This window comes from Ruegeria sp. CL6, from assembly GCF_056536465.1.
On record NZ_JBQFPR010000002.1, the window covers coordinates 554,857 to 571,113 of the forward strand.

19 protein-coding genes are annotated in these 16,257 nt (G+C 58.4%); 3 read left to right on the forward strand and 16 right to left on the reverse strand.

Annotated features, from left to right (window positions below; all coding sequences use genetic code 11):
- Window positions 1–16: 16 nt before the first annotated feature.
- The gene (locus ACR0LH_RS07630; RefSeq protein WP_480720365.1) at window positions 17–301 is read right to left on the reverse strand and encodes a DUF3572 domain-containing protein; all 285 of its coding nucleotides are present in this window, start codon (window positions 299–301) and stop codon (window positions 17–19) included.
- 88 nt (window positions 302–389) lie between these two features.
- On the opposite strand from ACR0LH_RS07630, the gene ACR0LH_RS07635 reads away from it, so the two are divergent.
- Window positions 390–1,778, forward strand: coding sequence for a diguanylate cyclase (locus tag ACR0LH_RS07635; RefSeq protein WP_480720366.1), 1,389 nt, complete (start codon window positions 390–392; stop codon window positions 1,776–1,778).
- Between the two features lie 4 nt (window positions 1,779–1,782).
- Here ACR0LH_RS07635 and ACR0LH_RS07640 read toward each other — a convergent pair whose 3' ends face one another.
- The 4 genes from ACR0LH_RS07640 to ACR0LH_RS07655 are packed head-to-tail and all read right to left on the reverse strand — an operon-like array spanning window position 1,783 to window position 3,682.
- Complete coding sequence (locus ACR0LH_RS07640; protein WP_480720368.1) at window positions 1,783–2,256, reverse strand: periplasmic heavy metal sensor; 474 nt, start codon at window positions 2,254–2,256, stop codon at window positions 1,783–1,785.
- Window positions 2,253–2,600, reverse strand: a complete 348-nt coding sequence (locus ACR0LH_RS07645) for a hypothetical protein (protein ID WP_480720370.1) — start codon at window positions 2,598–2,600, stop codon at window positions 2,253–2,255. The genes ACR0LH_RS07640 and ACR0LH_RS07645 overlap by 4 nt, the downstream gene beginning before the upstream one ends.
- Window positions 2,597–3,208: an RNA polymerase sigma factor gene (locus tag ACR0LH_RS07650; protein WP_480720372.1), complete on the reverse strand. Its 612-nt coding sequence runs from the start codon at window positions 3,206–3,208 to the stop codon at window positions 2,597–2,599. The genes ACR0LH_RS07645 and ACR0LH_RS07650 overlap by 4 nt, the downstream gene beginning before the upstream one ends.
- A 6-nt stretch (window positions 3,209–3,214) precedes the next feature.
- A complete protein-coding gene (locus tag ACR0LH_RS07655) occupies window positions 3,215–3,682 on the reverse strand; it encodes an EF-hand domain-containing protein (RefSeq protein WP_170483776.1) in 468 nt (155 codons plus the stop codon).
- A 191-nt stretch (window positions 3,683–3,873) separates the two neighbouring features.
- Between ACR0LH_RS07655 and ACR0LH_RS07660 the strand changes: the two genes are divergently transcribed.
- Entirely contained in the window at window positions 3,874–4,269 is a 396-nt protein-coding gene (locus tag ACR0LH_RS07660; protein WP_170384220.1) for a DUF983 domain-containing protein, read from the forward strand.
- 28 nt (window positions 4,270–4,297) lie between these two features.
- Entirely contained in the window at window positions 4,298–4,990 is a 693-nt protein-coding gene (locus tag ACR0LH_RS07665; RefSeq protein WP_170410832.1) for an NUDIX hydrolase, read from the forward strand.
- Here ACR0LH_RS07665 and ACR0LH_RS07670 read toward each other — a convergent pair.
- From ACR0LH_RS07670 to nuoH, 11 genes are read right to left on the reverse strand one after another with little or no spacing between them, the layout of a single operon-like run.
- Window positions 4,980–6,650 carry a ribonuclease J gene (locus ACR0LH_RS07670; RefSeq protein ID WP_480720374.1) on the reverse strand — a complete coding sequence of 557 codons (1,671 nt, stop codon included), beginning with the start codon at window positions 6,648–6,650 and terminating at the stop codon, window positions 4,980–4,982. The genes ACR0LH_RS07665 and ACR0LH_RS07670 overlap by 11 nt on opposite strands.
- Window positions 6,647–7,426, reverse strand: coding sequence for a type III pantothenate kinase (locus ACR0LH_RS07675; protein WP_170384226.1), 780 nt, complete (start codon window positions 7,424–7,426; stop codon window positions 6,647–6,649). Before ACR0LH_RS07675 ends, ACR0LH_RS07670 begins: the two co-directional genes overlap by 4 nt.
- 11 nt (window positions 7,427–7,437) lie before the next feature.
- Window positions 7,438–8,187 carry a biotin--[acetyl-CoA-carboxylase] ligase gene (locus ACR0LH_RS07680; RefSeq protein ID WP_480720376.1) on the reverse strand — a complete coding sequence of 250 codons (750 nt, stop codon included), beginning with the start codon at window positions 8,185–8,187 and terminating at the stop codon, window positions 7,438–7,440.
- A gap of 54 nt (window positions 8,188–8,241) precedes the next feature.
- Window positions 8,242–9,684: an NADH-quinone oxidoreductase subunit NuoN gene (gene nuoN / locus ACR0LH_RS07685; RefSeq protein WP_480720378.1), complete on the reverse strand. Its 1,443-nt coding sequence runs from the start codon at window positions 9,682–9,684 to the stop codon at window positions 8,242–8,244.
- Between the two features lie 15 nt (window positions 9,685–9,699).
- On the reverse strand, window positions 9,700–11,244 hold the full coding sequence (locus tag ACR0LH_RS07690; protein WP_480720380.1) for an NADH-quinone oxidoreductase subunit M: 1,545 nt from the start codon (window positions 11,242–11,244) through the stop codon (window positions 9,700–9,702).
- On the reverse strand, window positions 11,244–13,385 hold the full coding sequence (gene nuoL, locus ACR0LH_RS07695; RefSeq protein ID WP_480720381.1) for an NADH-quinone oxidoreductase subunit L: 2,142 nt from the start codon (window positions 13,383–13,385) through the stop codon (window positions 11,244–11,246). Before nuoL ends, ACR0LH_RS07690 begins: the two co-directional genes overlap by 1 nt.
- Window positions 13,386–13,391: 6 nt before the next feature.
- Window positions 13,392–13,697: an NADH-quinone oxidoreductase subunit NuoK gene (nuoK, locus tag ACR0LH_RS07700; RefSeq protein ID WP_005984024.1), complete on the reverse strand. Its 306-nt coding sequence runs from the start codon at window positions 13,695–13,697 to the stop codon at window positions 13,392–13,394.
- Window positions 13,698–13,701: 4 nt separating this feature from the next.
- On the reverse strand, window positions 13,702–14,304 hold the full coding sequence (locus tag ACR0LH_RS07705) for an NADH-quinone oxidoreductase subunit J (protein ID WP_039534292.1): 603 nt from the start codon (window positions 14,302–14,304) through the stop codon (window positions 13,702–13,704).
- Entirely contained in the window at window positions 14,301–14,711 is a 411-nt protein-coding gene (locus ACR0LH_RS07710) for a carboxymuconolactone decarboxylase family protein (RefSeq protein ID WP_170384237.1), read from the reverse strand. The genes ACR0LH_RS07705 and ACR0LH_RS07710 overlap by 4 nt, the downstream gene beginning before the upstream one ends.
- Window positions 14,708–15,202: an NADH-quinone oxidoreductase subunit NuoI gene (gene nuoI, locus ACR0LH_RS07715; RefSeq protein ID WP_170384239.1), complete on the reverse strand. Its 495-nt coding sequence runs from the start codon at window positions 15,200–15,202 to the stop codon at window positions 14,708–14,710. Before nuoI ends, ACR0LH_RS07710 begins: the two co-directional genes overlap by 4 nt.
- Before the next feature lies 1 nt (window position 15,203).
- The gene (nuoH, locus tag ACR0LH_RS07720) at window positions 15,204–16,241 is read right to left on the reverse strand and encodes an NADH-quinone oxidoreductase subunit NuoH (RefSeq protein ID WP_170384241.1); all 1,038 of its coding nucleotides are present in this window, start codon (window positions 16,239–16,241) and stop codon (window positions 15,204–15,206) included.
- Window positions 16,242–16,257 lie beyond the last annotated feature (16 nt).

The window sequence follows — 16,257 nt, forward strand, 5'->3', positions numbered from 1 at the left end:
CCAGAAAAGTTAGAACTCAGGTCCAGTGAACATCCGCGCCGCCAGATAGAACGACACGCGCTTGGCCGGGCAACTCGTAAGGTACGGAATTGGCATCACAAAAGGCCACCACCCACGAATCGTCAAGCATTAGAAAGTCCAGCACGGACCCAAGGAAACCCGTGTCACCCGCCCCGTCTCTGATGTCCCGAGCGGACGCACCGGTCGAGCCAAGAAACACAGGCAAAAGTTCTTCGTTCCCCACCAGCCAGCCCAGAACATCGAGCGCCAGCGTTTCAGCGGATTGGGCAGAGAGTGCCATAAAAGTGACCCCGGATCAGACATTGGAAAGGGTTTGTTAACCAGACTCATAAAGACTTTGGCAACACATGCAATCAACGGTGACTCATATGTCCGTGCAGGGAACCATCCTTGTCCTAGACGGGACCTCTACCAATCGCATCATGCTGAAAGTTCAGCTGACAGCCGCTTGGTATCACGTGGTCCAAGGTGAAAAACTGGACGGTCTGACCGGGTTATTAAGGCGTACGCGGCCCGATCTTGTGCTGACGGCGCAATCGCTTCCTGATGGCACTGCCGCGGACGTCAAAAATCTGGTGGCGGCAGACCCGGATCTTGTGGACGTGCCGGTTGTCGCCATTGCCGCGCAAAACGACAGGGCCGCCAGGCTGCAAGCGCTTGCCGACGGATTGGACGATGTCCTTGCCCCGCCTTTCAAAGATACACTATTGCTGGCCCGGGTCCGCAGCCTGCTTCGTGCACGAGTCGACACGCAGGAGCTCAAGGTCGGAAGCGGGTCGCAGCCGATTGGTTTTGCTGAACCTGTTGCGGGTTTCAATGCTCCGCGAAAGAAAGCGCGTGTTGCTGTTCTGGCCCAGACTTCCAGAACAAGCGCGCTGTGGCACAAGGCGCTGTCAGATCGCACGCGCCATAACCTGACCGCTCACACATCCTCGAATTTGCAGAGGCTTTTGTCAGGGCCGCTTCCGGATGCAATCGTAGTTGAAATCGGGGCAAACGCCTCAGATTTAAATACCCTTGCCGATCTCAGGTCCAGGGGTGCAACGCGGCGAACCGTATTGATCGGGGTTCTGCCCCAAGAAAACGCCGCTCTCGCGTCCGAGGCGCTTGATCGTGGGGTGGATGCGATCTGTTTGGGCGGTTTTTGCCCCGAAGAAGTTTTACTGAGACTGGAAAACCAGATCGCTCGGAAAATCCGAATGGACCAAATGCGCGCGTCGCTTCACCGCGGGATCGCCGAATCCTGGATCGACCCCCTGACCGGTCTGCACAATCGTCGCTATGCAATGCGGGCAATGGATCAGATCGCTCGGAAATCCTCTCGGGTCGAGCAGGGATTTGCCGTTATGCTGGCTGATCTGGACCATTTCAAATCCATTAACGACCGCTATGGCCACGACGCGGGCGACTTTGTTCTGACCGAAGCCGGACGAAGGATGGAGCGCACAGTCGGTTCATCCGGCTTCGTCGCTCGCATAGGTGGCGAAGAGTTTCTGATTGGTTTGCCAGAAACGACCCAAGCATCGGCCCTGTCCACGGCCCGTACCCTATGCGACTGTATTCGCCAGACACCGTTTGCCCTGCCCGGCTCTTTGAACAGGGTGCCGGTGACAATCAGTATCGGGCTTATCGCGACCCAACCGCCACATTCGCAACGGGAACCGTTGGATGGTTTGATAAAATCCGCCGATACCGCGCTTTATGCCGCGAAACGGGCCGGAAGAAATCAGGTTCGGGTCAGACAATGCGCTGCCTGACCCTTCAATTCTTTTTCTTGCGGTCATGCGGCCCGCGCCGAATGACTTCTTCCAGCCGGTTCGCATAGGCCGCGCGCTCGGCATCGGTCATCGCCGAAATGCGAGCAAGCCACTTGTTCTGCAATGCAACTTGCAGTTCGGCCGTGGACTGCGCTTGTCGGGTCAGAAGGGTCTGGATGGTGGCCGGGTCAAAAGGTTTGGCGCGCAATGCCTCGTTCAGCGCCGCAAAGTCCTGATACCGACTGCTGGCCCCTTTCCTGTGCCGGTCCGACAAATCCCCACGCAAAGCCTTCCGGTCCTCTTTCGGCAAGGCCCGATAGAGCGCCGAACCAAAGCCGGGCGGAGCCTTGGCGCGTTCGCCTCCTTTGACACGAAGGGTCGCTCCAACTGCAATTCCAATGATCAGCAAGTTCAGGGCCAAGGACACGCCCAACAAGACTGGCATCCACCGACGCTTGGGTTTTGGGCTATCGCTCATTCGGCGTCCTCCAGAAATGATGTGTCAAGATCCGCGAGCACTATGCTGGTGTCTTGACCGAATAGAATTGTCGCCGGGTCCGGCAGGAAACCAGGCGCGGCAAAACCGATCCAAACCCCTGCAACACTGGCCGCAACCAGCCCGCCCATGCCTTGCCAACCTCCGACGCCGTCAACAATCCGCGCCCAAAGCGCCCGAGAGGGCTTGCCTGCCGGCTTCGTCTGGCCGAGGCGCACTTCTTCCGCGTCGGTCAAGATGCGAACCGCAAGCGCGTCAGGCAACTCTGGCCGGTCCTGCCGGGCCTGCGCAAACAACTGATCCAAGCGTTTTTCGTCTTCAGTCATCGGTCATACCCCAGTTCATCTCGTCTTCCGGCCAATATCCCTGTCAAAGCCCGCTTGCCACGAGCAGTCAAACTCTCGACCGCTTCTACGGAAATGCCCATGATCCCGGCAATCTCGGGGTTGGGCAATTCTTCGATATGCCGCAATACAACGGCCTGTCGCTGACGCTCGGGCAATTGCGACAAGGCCAGTTGCAGCGCATCTTTGCGGGCGTCGTCCTGCATGCGCTCGGCAACACTGGCCTGACCATTCTCTGGCTCAGGAATCTCTGCCAGTTGGTCAGGTTTCTGCTTGCGCAGATAATCCACGCACAGGTTCATCGTTACGCGATACAGCCATGTTGAAACCTTGGCCTGCCCAGAAACCCATTCCGGAGCCACCTTCCACAGGCGCATCATGGCCTCTTGCGTGATATCTTCGGCCTCAGCCCGTGAACCCAGCATCCGTAGGGCAACCGAAAAACTTCGCGGCCCAAGCCGGTCAGTCAGAACGCGCGCGGCGGCTGCATCGCCAAGGGCGAACTGACCCAGCAAGACGTCATCGCTGGGCGTGTCCGCGGTGCAGGCGGCACCGCGAACATCGTTCAGTGGAGAGGTCAGATCCTCCATCCCGCATCAGCTGTCGTCAGAACCGCCCTTGTCGCGTTTCTTGTGGTGCCGACCCATCTTGCTTTTCGCATCCGCAAATTCCTGTTCCGAAATCGCACCGCTATTGTCTGCGTCTATACGGTCAAACATCTTGTCAGCGCGGCGCGGTTTGGGCAACTCATCCTCGCTCAGAAAACCGTCCTGATTGGCATCGTGCCTCTCGAACATCTTCGAGACGCGCTCGTTCACCTTCTTCTGGCTGGCCGCCTGCAGTTCCTCAACGCTCAACTGGCCATCGCCGTCAGTATCGGCGTCGGTGAATCGCTGGCTTCGGTGGGCCTGCATTTCTTCAAGCGTCACCTGACCGTCATTGTTGGCGTCTAGTTCTTCAAAGGTCACAGGTTCGTGACCGCGCGGACCTGCCGCCAGAACCGAGGTGCCTGTAATCGCGACCGCAGAAAGGACAATCGCCGGGATAAACTTCGCGCTTTTCATATCGGTTTTCCTTTGTTTGTGCGGCGTCTTTGCCGCTGCTCACATAGGTTCAAACGCGGCGATGCGTGGGTTCCGTCGCAGAAATCCGAAAAAGTTTATTCACTGCGCAGGCGCACAAAGCGACGCACCCCCCTTTTCTGCAGAGGAAAAGATGCGCAATATCCCTCAAACTGGAACGTGTGAGTATCACAATGACAGATCAGACGATCGACACCATAGCCCAGCACGAACGCCCGACCTGGCCTGCATTGGTCAAAGGGTTTCGGTGCCGTTGCCCGAAATGCGGTGAAGGAAAGCTGTTGCATAGCTATCTAAAGGTGAACGACAGTTGCGCGTCCTGTGGGCAAGAACTGTTTCACCACAGGGCGGATGACGGCCCGGCTTACCTGACGATTCTGCTGGTCGGACATTTGCTGGCACCTGCTCTGCATGTCTCATACGTGCATTGGCGGCCCGAGCCTTTGACGATGTTCCTGATATTCGCGATAGGCTGCACGGCGCTATCCCTTTTCCTATTGCCGCGACTGAAAGGTGCCGTAGTTGCCTATCAATGGGCGCGCCGCATGAACGGGTTTGAAAAGTCGTAATGACCCGGACTATCCAGATGGGCACATCATGACGGTTGATAAAACAGCGATCCGTGACGCGGCGACGGTTATCGTTCTGCGTGACCGTATGACAAAGCCGTCCATCCTGATGGGGCAACGTGGGGCTAAAGCCGCGTTCATGCCCAATAAGTTCGTGTTTCCCGGAGGCGCGGTCGACAAGGAAGATGCCGAGATCCCTCTGGCCTCTGCCATGCCGCCCCTGTGCCAAGAACGCCTGGCCGAGCGGTCCGAACCGAACCTCCAAAACGCGCTGGCCGCCGCCGCAATTCGTGAGTTGTGGGAGGAAACCGGGCTGGTTTTGGGGCACCCCGAAGCATGGCCTGCGCCCGCCCCAGTGGATTGGACCGGTTTCGCCGAGCTAGGTTATCGTCCGGCGGCCGAGGCACTGCAGTTCGTGTTCCGCGCTGTGACCCCTCCTGGGCGTCCCCGTCGATTTGATGCGCGGTTTTTCCTTGTCGATGCTTCTGCAATTCAAGGGGATCTGGATGATTTCAGCCGCGCGTCGGATGAGCTGTCCCATCTGCAATGGGTCCCGTTGGAACGCGCACGCGAATTCGACCTTCCTTTTATTACCGAAGTCGTTCTGGCCGAAATCACGGCGCGGGTTACAGACACCGCACCGCCAACGTCGGTCCCCTTCCTGCTGAATCAGGAAGAGGAGAGCTTGTTTCTAAAGCTCAAAGGCTATCCTATGCCCTAAGACGACTGATGACAGTTGTGACTTCGGGCTTTTTGCCAATCTCTGCCTTGGCTGTCTGGCGCACAATACGGCGCATCGCTTCTTCCAGCTTGTCGTCATCGCGCAGCGTCTTGGCATCGGCGCGCATCAGGAACTGGTTCAGGTCTTCTTCCAGCACTTCGACCAAGGCCGCCCTGGACGTTCCCAACTCAGGCAGTCCCATCGTATCGCACCATGGTTCGCCCAGCGGTTCGTCTTCATCATCAAGAATGACCGTCACGGTCACATGACCGTTCAGCGCCATTCGGATTCGGTCACGCACCACGCCGTCCAAAGCGCCAACCTTGACCGTACCGTCCAGATATGTCCGGCCCGTTTCGACATAATCCACCACCTGCGGCGCATTGCCGGTCAGGTCCAGCATGGTGCCGTTCACGGCCAGAACACCCGCCCGACCACCGGCTTTGGCCAATTTCGCGTGCTCGCGCAGGTGTCGATGCTCACCATGCATCGGAATGACGATCTGAGGGTCGATCAGCGCGTGCACTTTCTCAAGATCCGGCCGGTTGGCATGGCCTGAAACGTGATACAGGCCGGAACTGTCATCCACGACATCCACGCCTTTTTCGCTGAGCTGGTTGATGATGAAGATCACGCCCCGCTCGTTCCCCGGAATTGTCTTGGACGAGAACAGGAACAGGTCGCCCTCTTTCAACTCCAGCCCTCGGTATTTGCCACGGGCCAGTTGTGCACTGGCAGCGCGACGCTCGCCCTGGCTGCCGGTCACGATCAGCATCAGGTTCTGGCGCGGCACATCCACCGCCTCTTCTGCGCTGATTACTTTGGGGAAATCCGAGAGAATTCCTGTTTCGGTCGCTGCTTCGATCATCCGGCGCATCGCGCGGCCCAACAAAACGACCGAGCGCCCCGCTTTTTGCCCCGCCTCGGCCAGCGTTTTCACCCGCGCGACATTCGACGCAAAGGTCGTGGCCACGACCATGCCGCTGGCATTTTCGACCAGCTTGGTAATTTCTGGCCCAACCTCGGATTCCGATCGCCCGTCATGGGGGGAAAACACGTTGGTACTGTCACACACCAGCGCTTTAACGCCGGGCTTTGCGACTTCGGCCCAGAGATCCGGGTCGAAAGGCTCACCCACAACCGGGTTGGCATCCAGCTTGAAGTCACCGGAATGCACGATCCGCCCTTCGGGTGTATCAATGACCAGTGCCGCGCTTTCGGGGATCGAATGTGAAACCGGCAAGAATCCAACCGTGAAAGGGCCAACTGAAATCTGCTCTGGCCAGGCAGAAACCGTCTGCACGGCATCTTCGGGATGGCCATGCTCTTCCATTTTGCGTCGCGCAATGTTCGCGGTGAAGGCGCGGGCATAGATCGGCGCGCCCAATGCCTCATAGCAATGGGCGACTGCACCTACGTGGTCTTCGTGGGCATGGGTGACAAACACCGCGTCCAGACGATCAGCACGCTCTTGCAGCCACGAGATGTCGGCGTGGATCAGATCGACGCCCGGCGTTGTGTCCATGTCCGGGAATGTCACCCCGAGATCGACGAGGATCAGACGCTCCTGCCCCGGCTTACCATAGCCGTAAACATAGGCATTCATGCCGATTTCGCCTGCACCGCCCAGCGGCAGATAGATCAGTCGTTCACTGCTCATGTTGAGCCATTTTCCTTGTTATAGCGATGGATCACGGTCAGGCCGTGCATCGTCAGGTCATCCTCGATCGCGTCAAACCCAACGTCCGCCTGGTCGAACAGGGGCGCAAGCCCCCCGGTTCCAACGACCTTCATCGGCATTCCGTATTCCGCTTTGATGCGGGCAATCAGCCCTTCGATCAATCCCGAATAGCCCCAATACACGCCGGATTGAATACAGCCAACCGTATTCGTACCGATCACCTTTTCGGGACGTGTAATGTCGATATGCGGCAGCGCGGCCGCGCCCTGGTGCAATGCCTCAAGGCTGAGGTTGACTCCCGGAGCGATGATCCCACCGACATAAGCCCCATCCGAGGCGACCACGTCAAAATTCGTGGCAGTGCCGAAATCGACCACGACGACATCGCCGCCGTGACGGTCAAACGCGCCAACCGCATTGGCCAGCCTGTCCGGGCCGGGGATGGTTCCTTCGTCAATGCGAGGGGCCACGGGCAGCAGGCATTCAGGTTTGCCAACCACCAGCGGTCTGCAACCAAAGAACCTGTCTGCGAATATACGCAGGTTGAAGACCACGCGCGGCACGGTTGAGGCGATGATCACATCCGTGATGTCCGCATCGATGCCATAGTGTTTCACCAGTGTGGAATACCACGTGAAATACGCATCTGCTGTTCGTGAGTGGTGCGTCGACGTGCGCAGAGTGCACAGGAAGGTTTCGCCATCCCAGATCGAAAACACCGTATTCGTATTGCCGCAGTCAATTGCCAGAAGCATTTGAGCCTCCTTCAGAAAAACACATCCGCCGCCGGAATGCTGACGCGGCCTTTGGCGGTGTTTAAGACAAGGTTGCCGCCCGCGTCCACTGTTTCAAAGGTTCCCACCGTCTCGGACGCTGCGGTACGGGCGGTGATCACCTCACCCAGCCGAGCCGCGCGCGCAAGCCAGGCGGTGCGGATCGGTTCAAAGCCGTAAGTCACGAATTGGCTTTCATACTTTGCAAATGCAGCAGCAAGCTCGGTCAAGAAGTCCTCGGGGGTCACATCCGCGCCGGTTTCCGATAGCAGCGAAACCGGACGCACGGCACCGGGTTCAATCGCCTGCGCAGGTGGGGCTTGGGACAGGTTCACGCCAATCCCAACCGCCAGGTGAGATATCCCGCGCCCCTGCCCGGTGCTTTCCAACAAAATGCCTGCCAGCTTGCCACCGTTCAGCAAGACGTCATTTGGCCACTTCAGAGACAGGCCACTGGCGCGACCCGTGACCGCCACACAAGCATCAAATAGGGACAGTGCTGCCACGAAACTGCGCAACGCAGCGTGTTCCGGGCTTCCCTCGGGGCGAAGAAGCAAGGTCGCCGCAAGGTTGCCCTTTGGGTTCTCCCACGCCCGACCGCGCCGACCCCGAGCTGCTGTCTGGTGGTGCGCCAATATCCAAACCGGGCCTTGCGCAGTCGACGCGATGCGCGCTGCCTCGTTCAGCGTGCTGTCCACTTCCTGCAAAACGTGCAGACCATATCCTTGCGGCCATTGGGTCATGTCAAAAAGGCCCGGTCTGACGACCGAGCCTCCTGCGTCTGGATGATGCGGCTATCAGTTGACAAGTGTTGCAGCCGCAGCAGCCGCTGCGCCTTCGACACCGAACTGGTAAAAAACCCCGATCAGCATCAAGGCAGCCGACCCCATCAATGCCCCCCACAGTACAGGAGAGGAATTCGTTTCGATCGGGTCATCATTCTCAGCGCCGAAATACATGTAGAACACGATCCGAAGGTAGTAGAACGCCCCAATGACCGAAGATATGGCCGAAACGATTACCAGACCGGTCAGCCCTGCGCCGACACCAGCTTGCCACACGCCGAACTTGGCAAAAAAGCCCAGCATCGGCGGTACACCCGCAAGGCTGAACATCAAGATGAGAACCGCAAGCGCCTTGCCCGGATCGCGTTTTGAGTACTGACGCAGCGCGTCGATATCCGTCACCGGCTTGCCATCGCGCTCCATCATCAGGATGAAGGCGAAAGTTCCGATATTCATGGTCACGTAAATCGCCAGGTACATCAGCATCGCCTTGATGCCCATTTCCGTACCAGCCGCCAGACCAATCAGCGCATAGCCCATATGAGCAATCGAGGAAAACGCCATCAGTCGCTTGATGTCTCGCTGACCGATCGCCGCAACCGCGCCCAGCAGCATCGACAGGAACGAGAGCAGGACGATCACCTGCTGCCAATCCTTGACCACTCCGCCAAAGGCATCGTGCAGCAGCCGCGCAAACAGAGCCATCGCCGCCACTTTTGGCGCTGTAGCAAAGAAAGCGGTGATCGGCGTGGGCGAGCCTTCGTACACGTCCGGCGTCCACATGTGGAACGGAACAGCCGAGACCTTGAACGCCAGACCCGAGATCAGGAAGATCAGCCCGAACAGCAGCCCGACCGAGACGTCTCCGTGGTGAACCGTCTGGATGATGCCCGAGAACAGCGTGGTGCCCGTGAAGCCGTACACCAGCGACGCACCGTACAGCAGCAGGCCCGAGCTGAGCGCGCCCAGAACGAAATACTTCAGACCGGCCTCGGTGGATTTCGCGCTGTCACGACGCAGGGCAGCCACGACATAAAGCGACAGCGATTGCAGCTCTAGCCCCATGTAAAGAGACATCAGGTCGCCCGCGCTGACCATCATCATCATGCCCACAGCAGCCAAGGCCACAAGCAGCGGGTACTCGAACCTAAGCAGTCCGCGCCGCGCCATATAGTCCTGACTCATCACCAGAACGGCCGCGGCAGACAACAGGATCGCAACCTTGGCAAAACGCGCGAAACCGTCGTCCACAAACATGCCGTTGAAGGCCACGTTGGTGCCATCACCATTCGTCGCGATCCATATCGCAAGCAAAGCCATCAAACCGGCAGTAGCCCACACCAATGCCGGCGCCAGCCCATCCTTGGTGGTGTAAACTGCCCCGATCAGCGCCGCCATCGCATACAAAGCCAGAACGATCTCTGGCAGAATTATTGTCAGATCAGCCTGGATCATTTCTCCAAAGCCTCCTTAATGCGAAGCGGCTGTCTGGTTCACGGCCTCAGCCGCGGCCAGAGCCGTGTCATAGTTAGAAATCAATGCCGCGGTCGAGTTGCCGATAACATCGGTCACAAGCGACGGGTAGACACCCAACAGGATCGTCATAATGATCAGTGGCGCAAAGATCAGCCGCTCGCGCGAGCTCATGTCGGTCATTGCCTTCAGGCTTTCTTTGATCAGGTCGCCAAAGACCACCCGGCGGTAAAGCCACAAGGCGTAACCGGCCGAAAAGATCACTCCGGTCGCCGCCACTGCGGTCACCCATGTATTGACCTGGAAAGCACCCATCAGTGTCAGAAACTCACCGATAAAGCCCGAGGTACCCGGCAGGCCCACATTGGCCATCGTGAACAGCATAAAGACCAGTGCATAAGCGGGCATGCGAATGACCAGACCGCCATACGCCTCGATATCGCGGGTATGCATCCGGTCATAGATCACGCCGACACATAGGAACAGCGCCGCCGAAATGAACCCATGGCTCAGCATCTGGAAGATCGCGCCATCAATGCCCTGCTGGTTCGCCGCAAATATCCCCATGGTCACAAAACCCATATGCGCGACTGAGGAATAGGCGATCAGCTTTTTCATATCCTCCTGCACCAGCGCCACCAGCGAGGTATAGACGACAGCAATCGCCGACATCCACAGGACCAGATCAGTCATCACAGCCGAGCCCACTGGGAACATCGGCAAGCTGAACCGCAGGAAACCATAGCCGCCCATCTTTAGCAGGATCGCTGCCAGCACGACCGAGCCTGCGGTCGGCGCCTGCACGTGTGCATCCGGCAGCCAAGTGTGGACCGGCCACATCGGCATCTTCACCGCAAACGAGGCGAAGAACGCCAGGAACATAAGCGTTTGCATCCCACCCACGATGTAGACGCCCAGCACGCTGAACCCTTCGGACGAGAACTGATGGCTCATCAGCGCCTCGATATCCGTGGTGCCCGCATCCGCATACATCGCGACCATCGCCACCAGCATCAGCACCGAGCCAAGGAAGGTGTAGAGGAAGAACTTGAAGCTGGCATAGATGCGGTCCTTGCCGCCCCATATGCCGATGATCAGGAACATCGGGATCAGACCGGCTTCGAAGAACAGGTAGAACAGCACCAGATCCAACGCCATGAACACGCCCAGCATCAGCGTTTCCAGCAGCAGGAAGGCGATCATGTATTCCTTGACCCGGTCGGTCACGTTCCAGCTGGCCAGAATAGTCAGCGGCATGATGAACGTGGTCAGAAGCACGAACAGAACACTGATCCCGTCGACACCCATCTTGTATTTCAGGCCCAGCAGCCACTCACCTTCTTCCACCATCTGAAAGCCGGTGTTGGACGGATCAAAGCCCGTATAGATACCGATCGAAACCAGGAACGCCACCGTAGTCGCCACCAGCGCGACCCATTTCGCGTTGCGCTGAGCGGGCGCGTCCTCGCCATGCAGAAACAGGGCCAGTATGCCTGCTGCCACGGCGGGGATGAAGGTGACGATGGAGAGGATATTATCCATTAGTGAGCGCCTCCGCCGATCGACATCCAGGTGACAAGGGCCGCGATGCCCAAGACCATCCAGAAGGCATAAGTAAAGATGTAACCCGTCTGCGCCTTGCCTGCGAGGCGGGTAAAGAAGGGAACAACGCCCATTGCGACACCGTTCAGGAAGCCGTCAATCGTGTTGCCGTCGCCGCGTTTCCACAGGAACCGACCAAGCGCCACGGTGGGTTTGACGAAGATCGCGTCGTAGATCTCATCAAAGTACCACTTGTTCTTGAGGAACAGGTAGAGCGGGCGCTGGTTCTGAGCCAGACGTCCCGGCAGTGACGGGTTCACGATGTAGAACCAATAGGCCACGACAAAGCCCAACAGCATCGCAACGAACGGCGAAACTTTCACCCATTTCGGGGCTGCATGCGCTTCGTCCAGAATATGATTGTCCGGTGCCATATACAGGGCACCCTCGCCCGGCTCACCTGCAAAGACGTAGTGATGATCGCCATGAGCGTCTTTCTCACCATGACCGTCATCCGCGTGATCGTCACCGTGGCCATCTTTTGCGTGGCTGTCATCGCCATGCGCACCGGCAGTACCGTGATCACCAGCCTCGGCATGTTCCGACGCCTCAGCCACCGGGATGCCGTAGAACTTGCCGACTTTATCCGCATGACCGAAGAAATTTCCATACCAGATCATGCCCGCAAAGACCGCGCCCAGGGACAGAACACCAAGCGGCACCAGCATGACCATTGGGCTTTCATGCGCGTGTTCATGTGTATGTTTGTCGCCGCGCGGCTCACCGTAGAAGGTCAGGAAGATCAGACGCCAGCTATAGAAGGACGTGAACGCCGCCGCGATCACAAGCAGCCAGAATCCGTAGGCCGAACCACCTGCATAAGCGCTCTCGATGATTGCGTCCTTCGACAGGAAGCCAGCGAAACCAAAGGTGGTCAGCGGGATGCCGACACCAGTAATGGCCAGCGTGCCGATCATCATCGCCCAGAACGTATAGGGGATCTTTTTGCGCAGCCCGCCATACTCGGTCATCTCCTGTTCATGATGCATGGCGTGGATCACCGAACCCGCACCAAGGAACAGCAGCGCTTTGAAAAAGGCATGCGTGAACAGGTGGAACATCGCCGCCGAATACATGCCGACACCCGCAGCGACGAACATATAGCCCAACTGCGAACAGGTCGAATAAGCGATGACGCGCTTGATGTCGGTCTGAACCAGACCCACGGTCGCAGCAAAGAACGCGGTCGAGGCACCCAGCACCGTGATGAACCCGGTCGCACCCGGAGCAAACTCCATCAACGGCGACATGCGGCAGACCAGGAATACACCTGCGGTCACCATGGTCGCGGCGTGGATCAGGGCGGACACCGGTGTCGGGCCTTCCATCGCATCCGGCAGCCAGGTGTGCAGGATCAACTGCGCCGACTTGCCCATCGCACCGATGAACAGCAACACGCAGATCACTTCGATCGCAGTCCATTCGCCCCACAGGAAATGCAACTGCGTTTCCGCAAGCTCTGGGGCTGACGCGAAAATGTCCGAGAAGTTGATGCTGTCCGTTAGGAAGAACAACGCGAATATCCCCAGCGCAAAGCCAAAGTCACCTACGCGGTTCACAATGAACGCTTTCATCGCGGCAGCATTGGCGCTCGGCTTTCGGTAATAGAACCCGATCAGCAGATAAGACGCGACGCCCACGCCCTCCCATCCAAAGAACATCTGCACAAGGTTATCCGCCGTCACCAGCATCAGCATCGCAAAGGTGAAGAAGGACAGATAGGCAAAGAAACGCGGTTTATAGCTCTCGCCCTCGCGCCATTGCGGGTCGTGATCCATGTAGCCGAAGGAATACAGGTGAACCAGCGCCGACACGGTCGTCACCACGATCAGCATGATCGCGGTCAGACGGTCCAGACGGATGGCCCAGCTTGTCGACAGCGATCCGCTTTCGATCCAGCGCATGATCTCAATCTGCTGCGTCACCCCATCGAAGGTGAAGAACACGATCCATGACAACAGACAGGCCAGAAACAGCAGGCCCGTGGCCGTCCACATAGCTGCCTTCTCACCAATGAACTTCCAGCCGAAACCGCAGATCAGCGCGCCCACCAGCGGGGCAAAGAGGATGGTGGTTTCCATGATCCCTTACCCCTTCATCATATTGACGTCTTCAACCGCGATGGTGCCGCGGTTGCGGAAGAAGCAGACCAGAATGGCCAGCCCAATCGCCGCCTCAGCCGCCGCAACGGTCAGAACAAACAGCGTAAACACCTGACCGACCAGATCGCCGAGGAAGCTGGAAAACGCCACGAGGTTGATATTCACCGCCAGCAGCATCAACTCGATGCTCATCAGCAGGATGATGACGTTCTTGCGGTTCAGGAAGAGACCGAAGATGCCGATGACGAACAGCGTCGCCGCGACCGTAAGATAGTGTTCAAGTCCGATCATCGTCTTAAAGCCCCTGCCCCGGTTTCACGTCCTTCAACTCCATCGCCTTGGCCGGGTCGCGCATCATCTGGCCGATGATGTCCTGACGCTTGATGTCCTGACGGTGGCGCAGGGTCAGCACGATGGCGCCGATCATGGCCACCAGCAGGATCAGGCCCGCCAGTTGGAACAGAAGGAAATATTGATCGTAAAGGATGACGCCGAGCGCCTCAGTGTTGTGACGGTCCGCCGGGACCGGCTGGGCAAGGTTAGCCGCCGCACCCTGAGCGCTATCCCATGCGCCAAAGGCCATGACGAATTGCATCAGGATCACAAGGCCGATCAGCAAGGCCAGTGGCATATAGCGCGCCATCTCAGCCTTAAGCTCGGCAAAGTCCACGTCCAGCATCATCACCACGAACAGGAACAGCACCGCGACCGCGCCTACATAGACGATGATCAGCAGCATCGCCACGAACTCGGCCCCCAGCAACACGAACAGCCCCGCCGCAGACAGGAAGGACAGGATCAGCCACAGCACCGAGTGCACCGGCTGGCGGCTGATCACCGTGAACAGCCCGCCGGTGATGGCGCTGATGGCAAACAGGTAGAAGGCAAAGACGGTCATTGATCCTCATCCTCGTTGTCGCCCATGACTTCCTGCGCCAATTCCAGCGCGCGGGTCATGGCCGGGATGCCGGCAAAGACCGACATCTGACCGATCGTTTCCACGATCTCTTGTTTCTTTGCGCCCGCCTCCAGCGCATGGCGCACGGTCTGGCGCACGGCGGTATCGGCCTGTGCGCCTTGACAGGTCAGCCCGGCCAGTGTCAGCAGCAGACGGGTCTTGGCATCCAGGCCGTCGGTGTTGACGGTGTTGCCGAACATCATCTCCATGACCTCTTTCGGCATGGTCGGCCACAGCGCCTCGAACCCTTTGGGCGAGAAATTCTCCATCGCCGGGTTCATCGCCTTGGCCATGTCCTGAGCCTGCTTCATCATCAACTCGAACGGATTTGTCGGCGTGTCAGTCATCGGTACGGCGCGTCCATTTCCAGATTGCGGGCGATCTCGGCCTCCCAGCGTTCACCGTTCGACAGGAGTTTTTCCTTGTCGTAGAACAGCTCTTCGCGGGTTTCCGTCGCGAATTCAAAGTTCGGGCCTTCGACAATGGCATCGACCGGGCACGCCTCTTGGCAGAAGCCGCAATAGATGCATTTGGTCATGTCGATGTCGTACCGCGTGGTGCGGCGGCTGCCGTCCTCGCGCGGTTCGGCGTCGATGGTGATGGCTTGCGCCGGGCACACGGCCTCGCAGAGCTTGCAGGCGATGCAGCGTTCCTCGCCGTTGGGATAACGACGCAGGGCGTGCTCGCCCCGGAACCGCGGGGACAGAGGGCCTTTTTCGTGCGGGTAGTTCACGGTGGCTTTCGGGGCGAAGAAGTACTTCAGCCCCAGCTTCATGCCGACCCAGAAGTCTTGCAGAAGGAAGTACTTGGCGGCGCGGGTGTAGTCGATTTGGGTCATATCAGCCTCCTACGCTCCAACGGGCGAACGCGCCCCAGAACCAGTCAAACCTTGCAGCGAAGGCCACGAACACCACCCAGACCAAGCTGAACGGCAGGAACACTTTCCAGCCCAACCGCATCAACTGGTCATAGCGGTAGCGAGGCGTGATCGCCTTGACCATCGCAAACAGGAAGAAGAAGAACGCCATCTTCGCGACCATCCACAACACGCCATCTGGCAGGCCCGGGATCGGCGACAGCCAGCCGCCGAAGAACAGCAGCGAGGTCAGCGCGCACATCAGGAAGATGGCGATGTATTCACCGGCCATGAACAGCAGGAAGGGCGTGGCCGAATATTCGACCTGATAGCCCGCGACCAGTTCCGATTCCGCTTCGGGCAAGTCAAACGGCGGGCGGTTGGTTTCGGCCAAGGCCGAGATGAAGAACAGGAAAACCATCGGGAAGTGTGGCAGCCAGTACCAGCTAAAGAACCCGAACGAGCCATCCTGCGCACGCACGATATCGCCAAAGTTCATCGAGCCGGTCGAGATGATGATGCCGATGATGATCAGACCGATTGAAACCTCGTAAGAAATCATCTGAGCGGCCGAGCGCAGCGATCCAAGAAACGGGTACTTTGAGTTCGACGCCCAACCACCCATGATCACGCCATAAACTTCCAGCGATGACACGGCGAAGACATAGAGGATCGCGACGTTCAGATCGGACAGAACCCAGCCGTCGTTGAACGGGATCACCGCCCAGGCGATCATCGCCAGCACGAAAGAGGTCAGCGGTGCCAGGATAAAGACCGTGCGGTCTGCACCGGCCGGGATCACGACCTCTTTGACCACATATTTCAGCGCATCCGCCACCGATTGCAGCAGGCCATAGGCACCGACCACGTTGGGCCCGCGCCGCATCTGGACAGCGGCCCAGATTTTGCGGTCTCCGTAGACGAGGAACAAGAGCGAGATCATCACAAAGGCAACAACGGCAAGCACTTGCGCCAGAATGATGATGGCTATTCCGCCTGGGGTGTTAAAGAAATCAGCCATTGGTCCTCACACCGTG

Excerpts from the sequence above, each read along its gene's own strand:
- ACR0LH_RS07710 (WP_170384237.1), bottom strand. The coding sequence starts at position 14,711 with ATGACTGACACGCCGACAAATCCGTTCGAGTTGATGATGAAGCAGGCT.
- ACR0LH_RS07650 (WP_480720372.1), bottom strand. The coding sequence starts at position 3,208 with ATGGAGGATCTGACCTCTCCACTGAACGATGTTCGCGGTGCCGCCTGC.
- ACR0LH_RS07655 (WP_170483776.1), bottom strand. The coding sequence starts at position 3,682 with ATGAAAAGCGCGAAGTTTATCCCGGCGATTGTCCTTTCTGCGGTCGCG.
- ACR0LH_RS07630 (WP_480720365.1), bottom strand. The coding sequence starts at position 301 with ATGGCACTCTCTGCCCAATCCGCTGAAACGCTGGCGCTCGATGTTCTG.
- ACR0LH_RS07635 (WP_480720366.1), top strand. The coding sequence starts at position 390 with ATGTCCGTGCAGGGAACCATCCTTGTCCTAGACGGGACCTCTACCAAT.
- nuoK (WP_005984024.1), bottom strand. The coding sequence starts at position 13,697 with ATGATCGGACTTGAACACTATCTTACGGTCGCGGCGACGCTGTTCGTC.
- ACR0LH_RS07660 (WP_170384220.1), top strand. The coding sequence starts at position 3,874 with ATGACAGATCAGACGATCGACACCATAGCCCAGCACGAACGCCCGACC.
- nuoN (WP_480720378.1), bottom strand. The coding sequence starts at position 9,684 with ATGATCCAGGCTGATCTGACAATAATTCTGCCAGAGATCGTTCTGGCT.
- ACR0LH_RS07670 (WP_480720374.1), bottom strand. The coding sequence starts at position 6,650 with ATGAGCAGTGAACGACTGATCTATCTGCCGCTGGGCGGTGCAGGCGAA.
- nuoI (WP_170384239.1), bottom strand. The coding sequence starts at position 15,202 with ATGACCCAAATCGACTACACCCGCGCCGCCAAGTACTTCCTTCTGCAA.
- ACR0LH_RS07675 (WP_170384226.1), bottom strand. The coding sequence starts at position 7,426 with ATGCTTCTGGCAATTGACTGCGGCAATACGAATACGGTGTTTTCGATC.
- nuoH (WP_170384241.1), bottom strand. The coding sequence starts at position 16,241 with ATGGCTGATTTCTTTAACACCCCAGGCGGAATAGCCATCATCATTCTG.
- ACR0LH_RS07640 (WP_480720368.1), bottom strand. The coding sequence starts at position 2,256 with ATGAGCGATAGCCCAAAACCCAAGCGTCGGTGGATGCCAGTCTTGTTG.
- ACR0LH_RS07680 (WP_480720376.1), bottom strand. The coding sequence starts at position 8,187 with ATGACCCAATGGCCGCAAGGATATGGTCTGCACGTTTTGCAGGAAGTG.
- ACR0LH_RS07665 (WP_170410832.1), top strand. The coding sequence starts at position 4,298 with ATGACGGTTGATAAAACAGCGATCCGTGACGCGGCGACGGTTATCGTT.
- ACR0LH_RS07645 (WP_480720370.1), bottom strand. The coding sequence starts at position 2,600 with ATGACTGAAGACGAAAAACGCTTGGATCAGTTGTTTGCGCAGGCCCGG.
- ACR0LH_RS07690 (WP_480720380.1), bottom strand. The coding sequence starts at position 11,244 with ATGGATAATATCCTCTCCATCGTCACCTTCATCCCCGCCGTGGCAGCA.
- ACR0LH_RS07705 (WP_039534292.1), bottom strand. The coding sequence starts at position 14,304 with ATGACCGTCTTTGCCTTCTACCTGTTTGCCATCAGCGCCATCACCGGC.
- nuoL (WP_480720381.1), bottom strand. The coding sequence starts at position 13,385 with ATGGAAACCACCATCCTCTTTGCCCCGCTGGTGGGCGCGCTGATCTGC.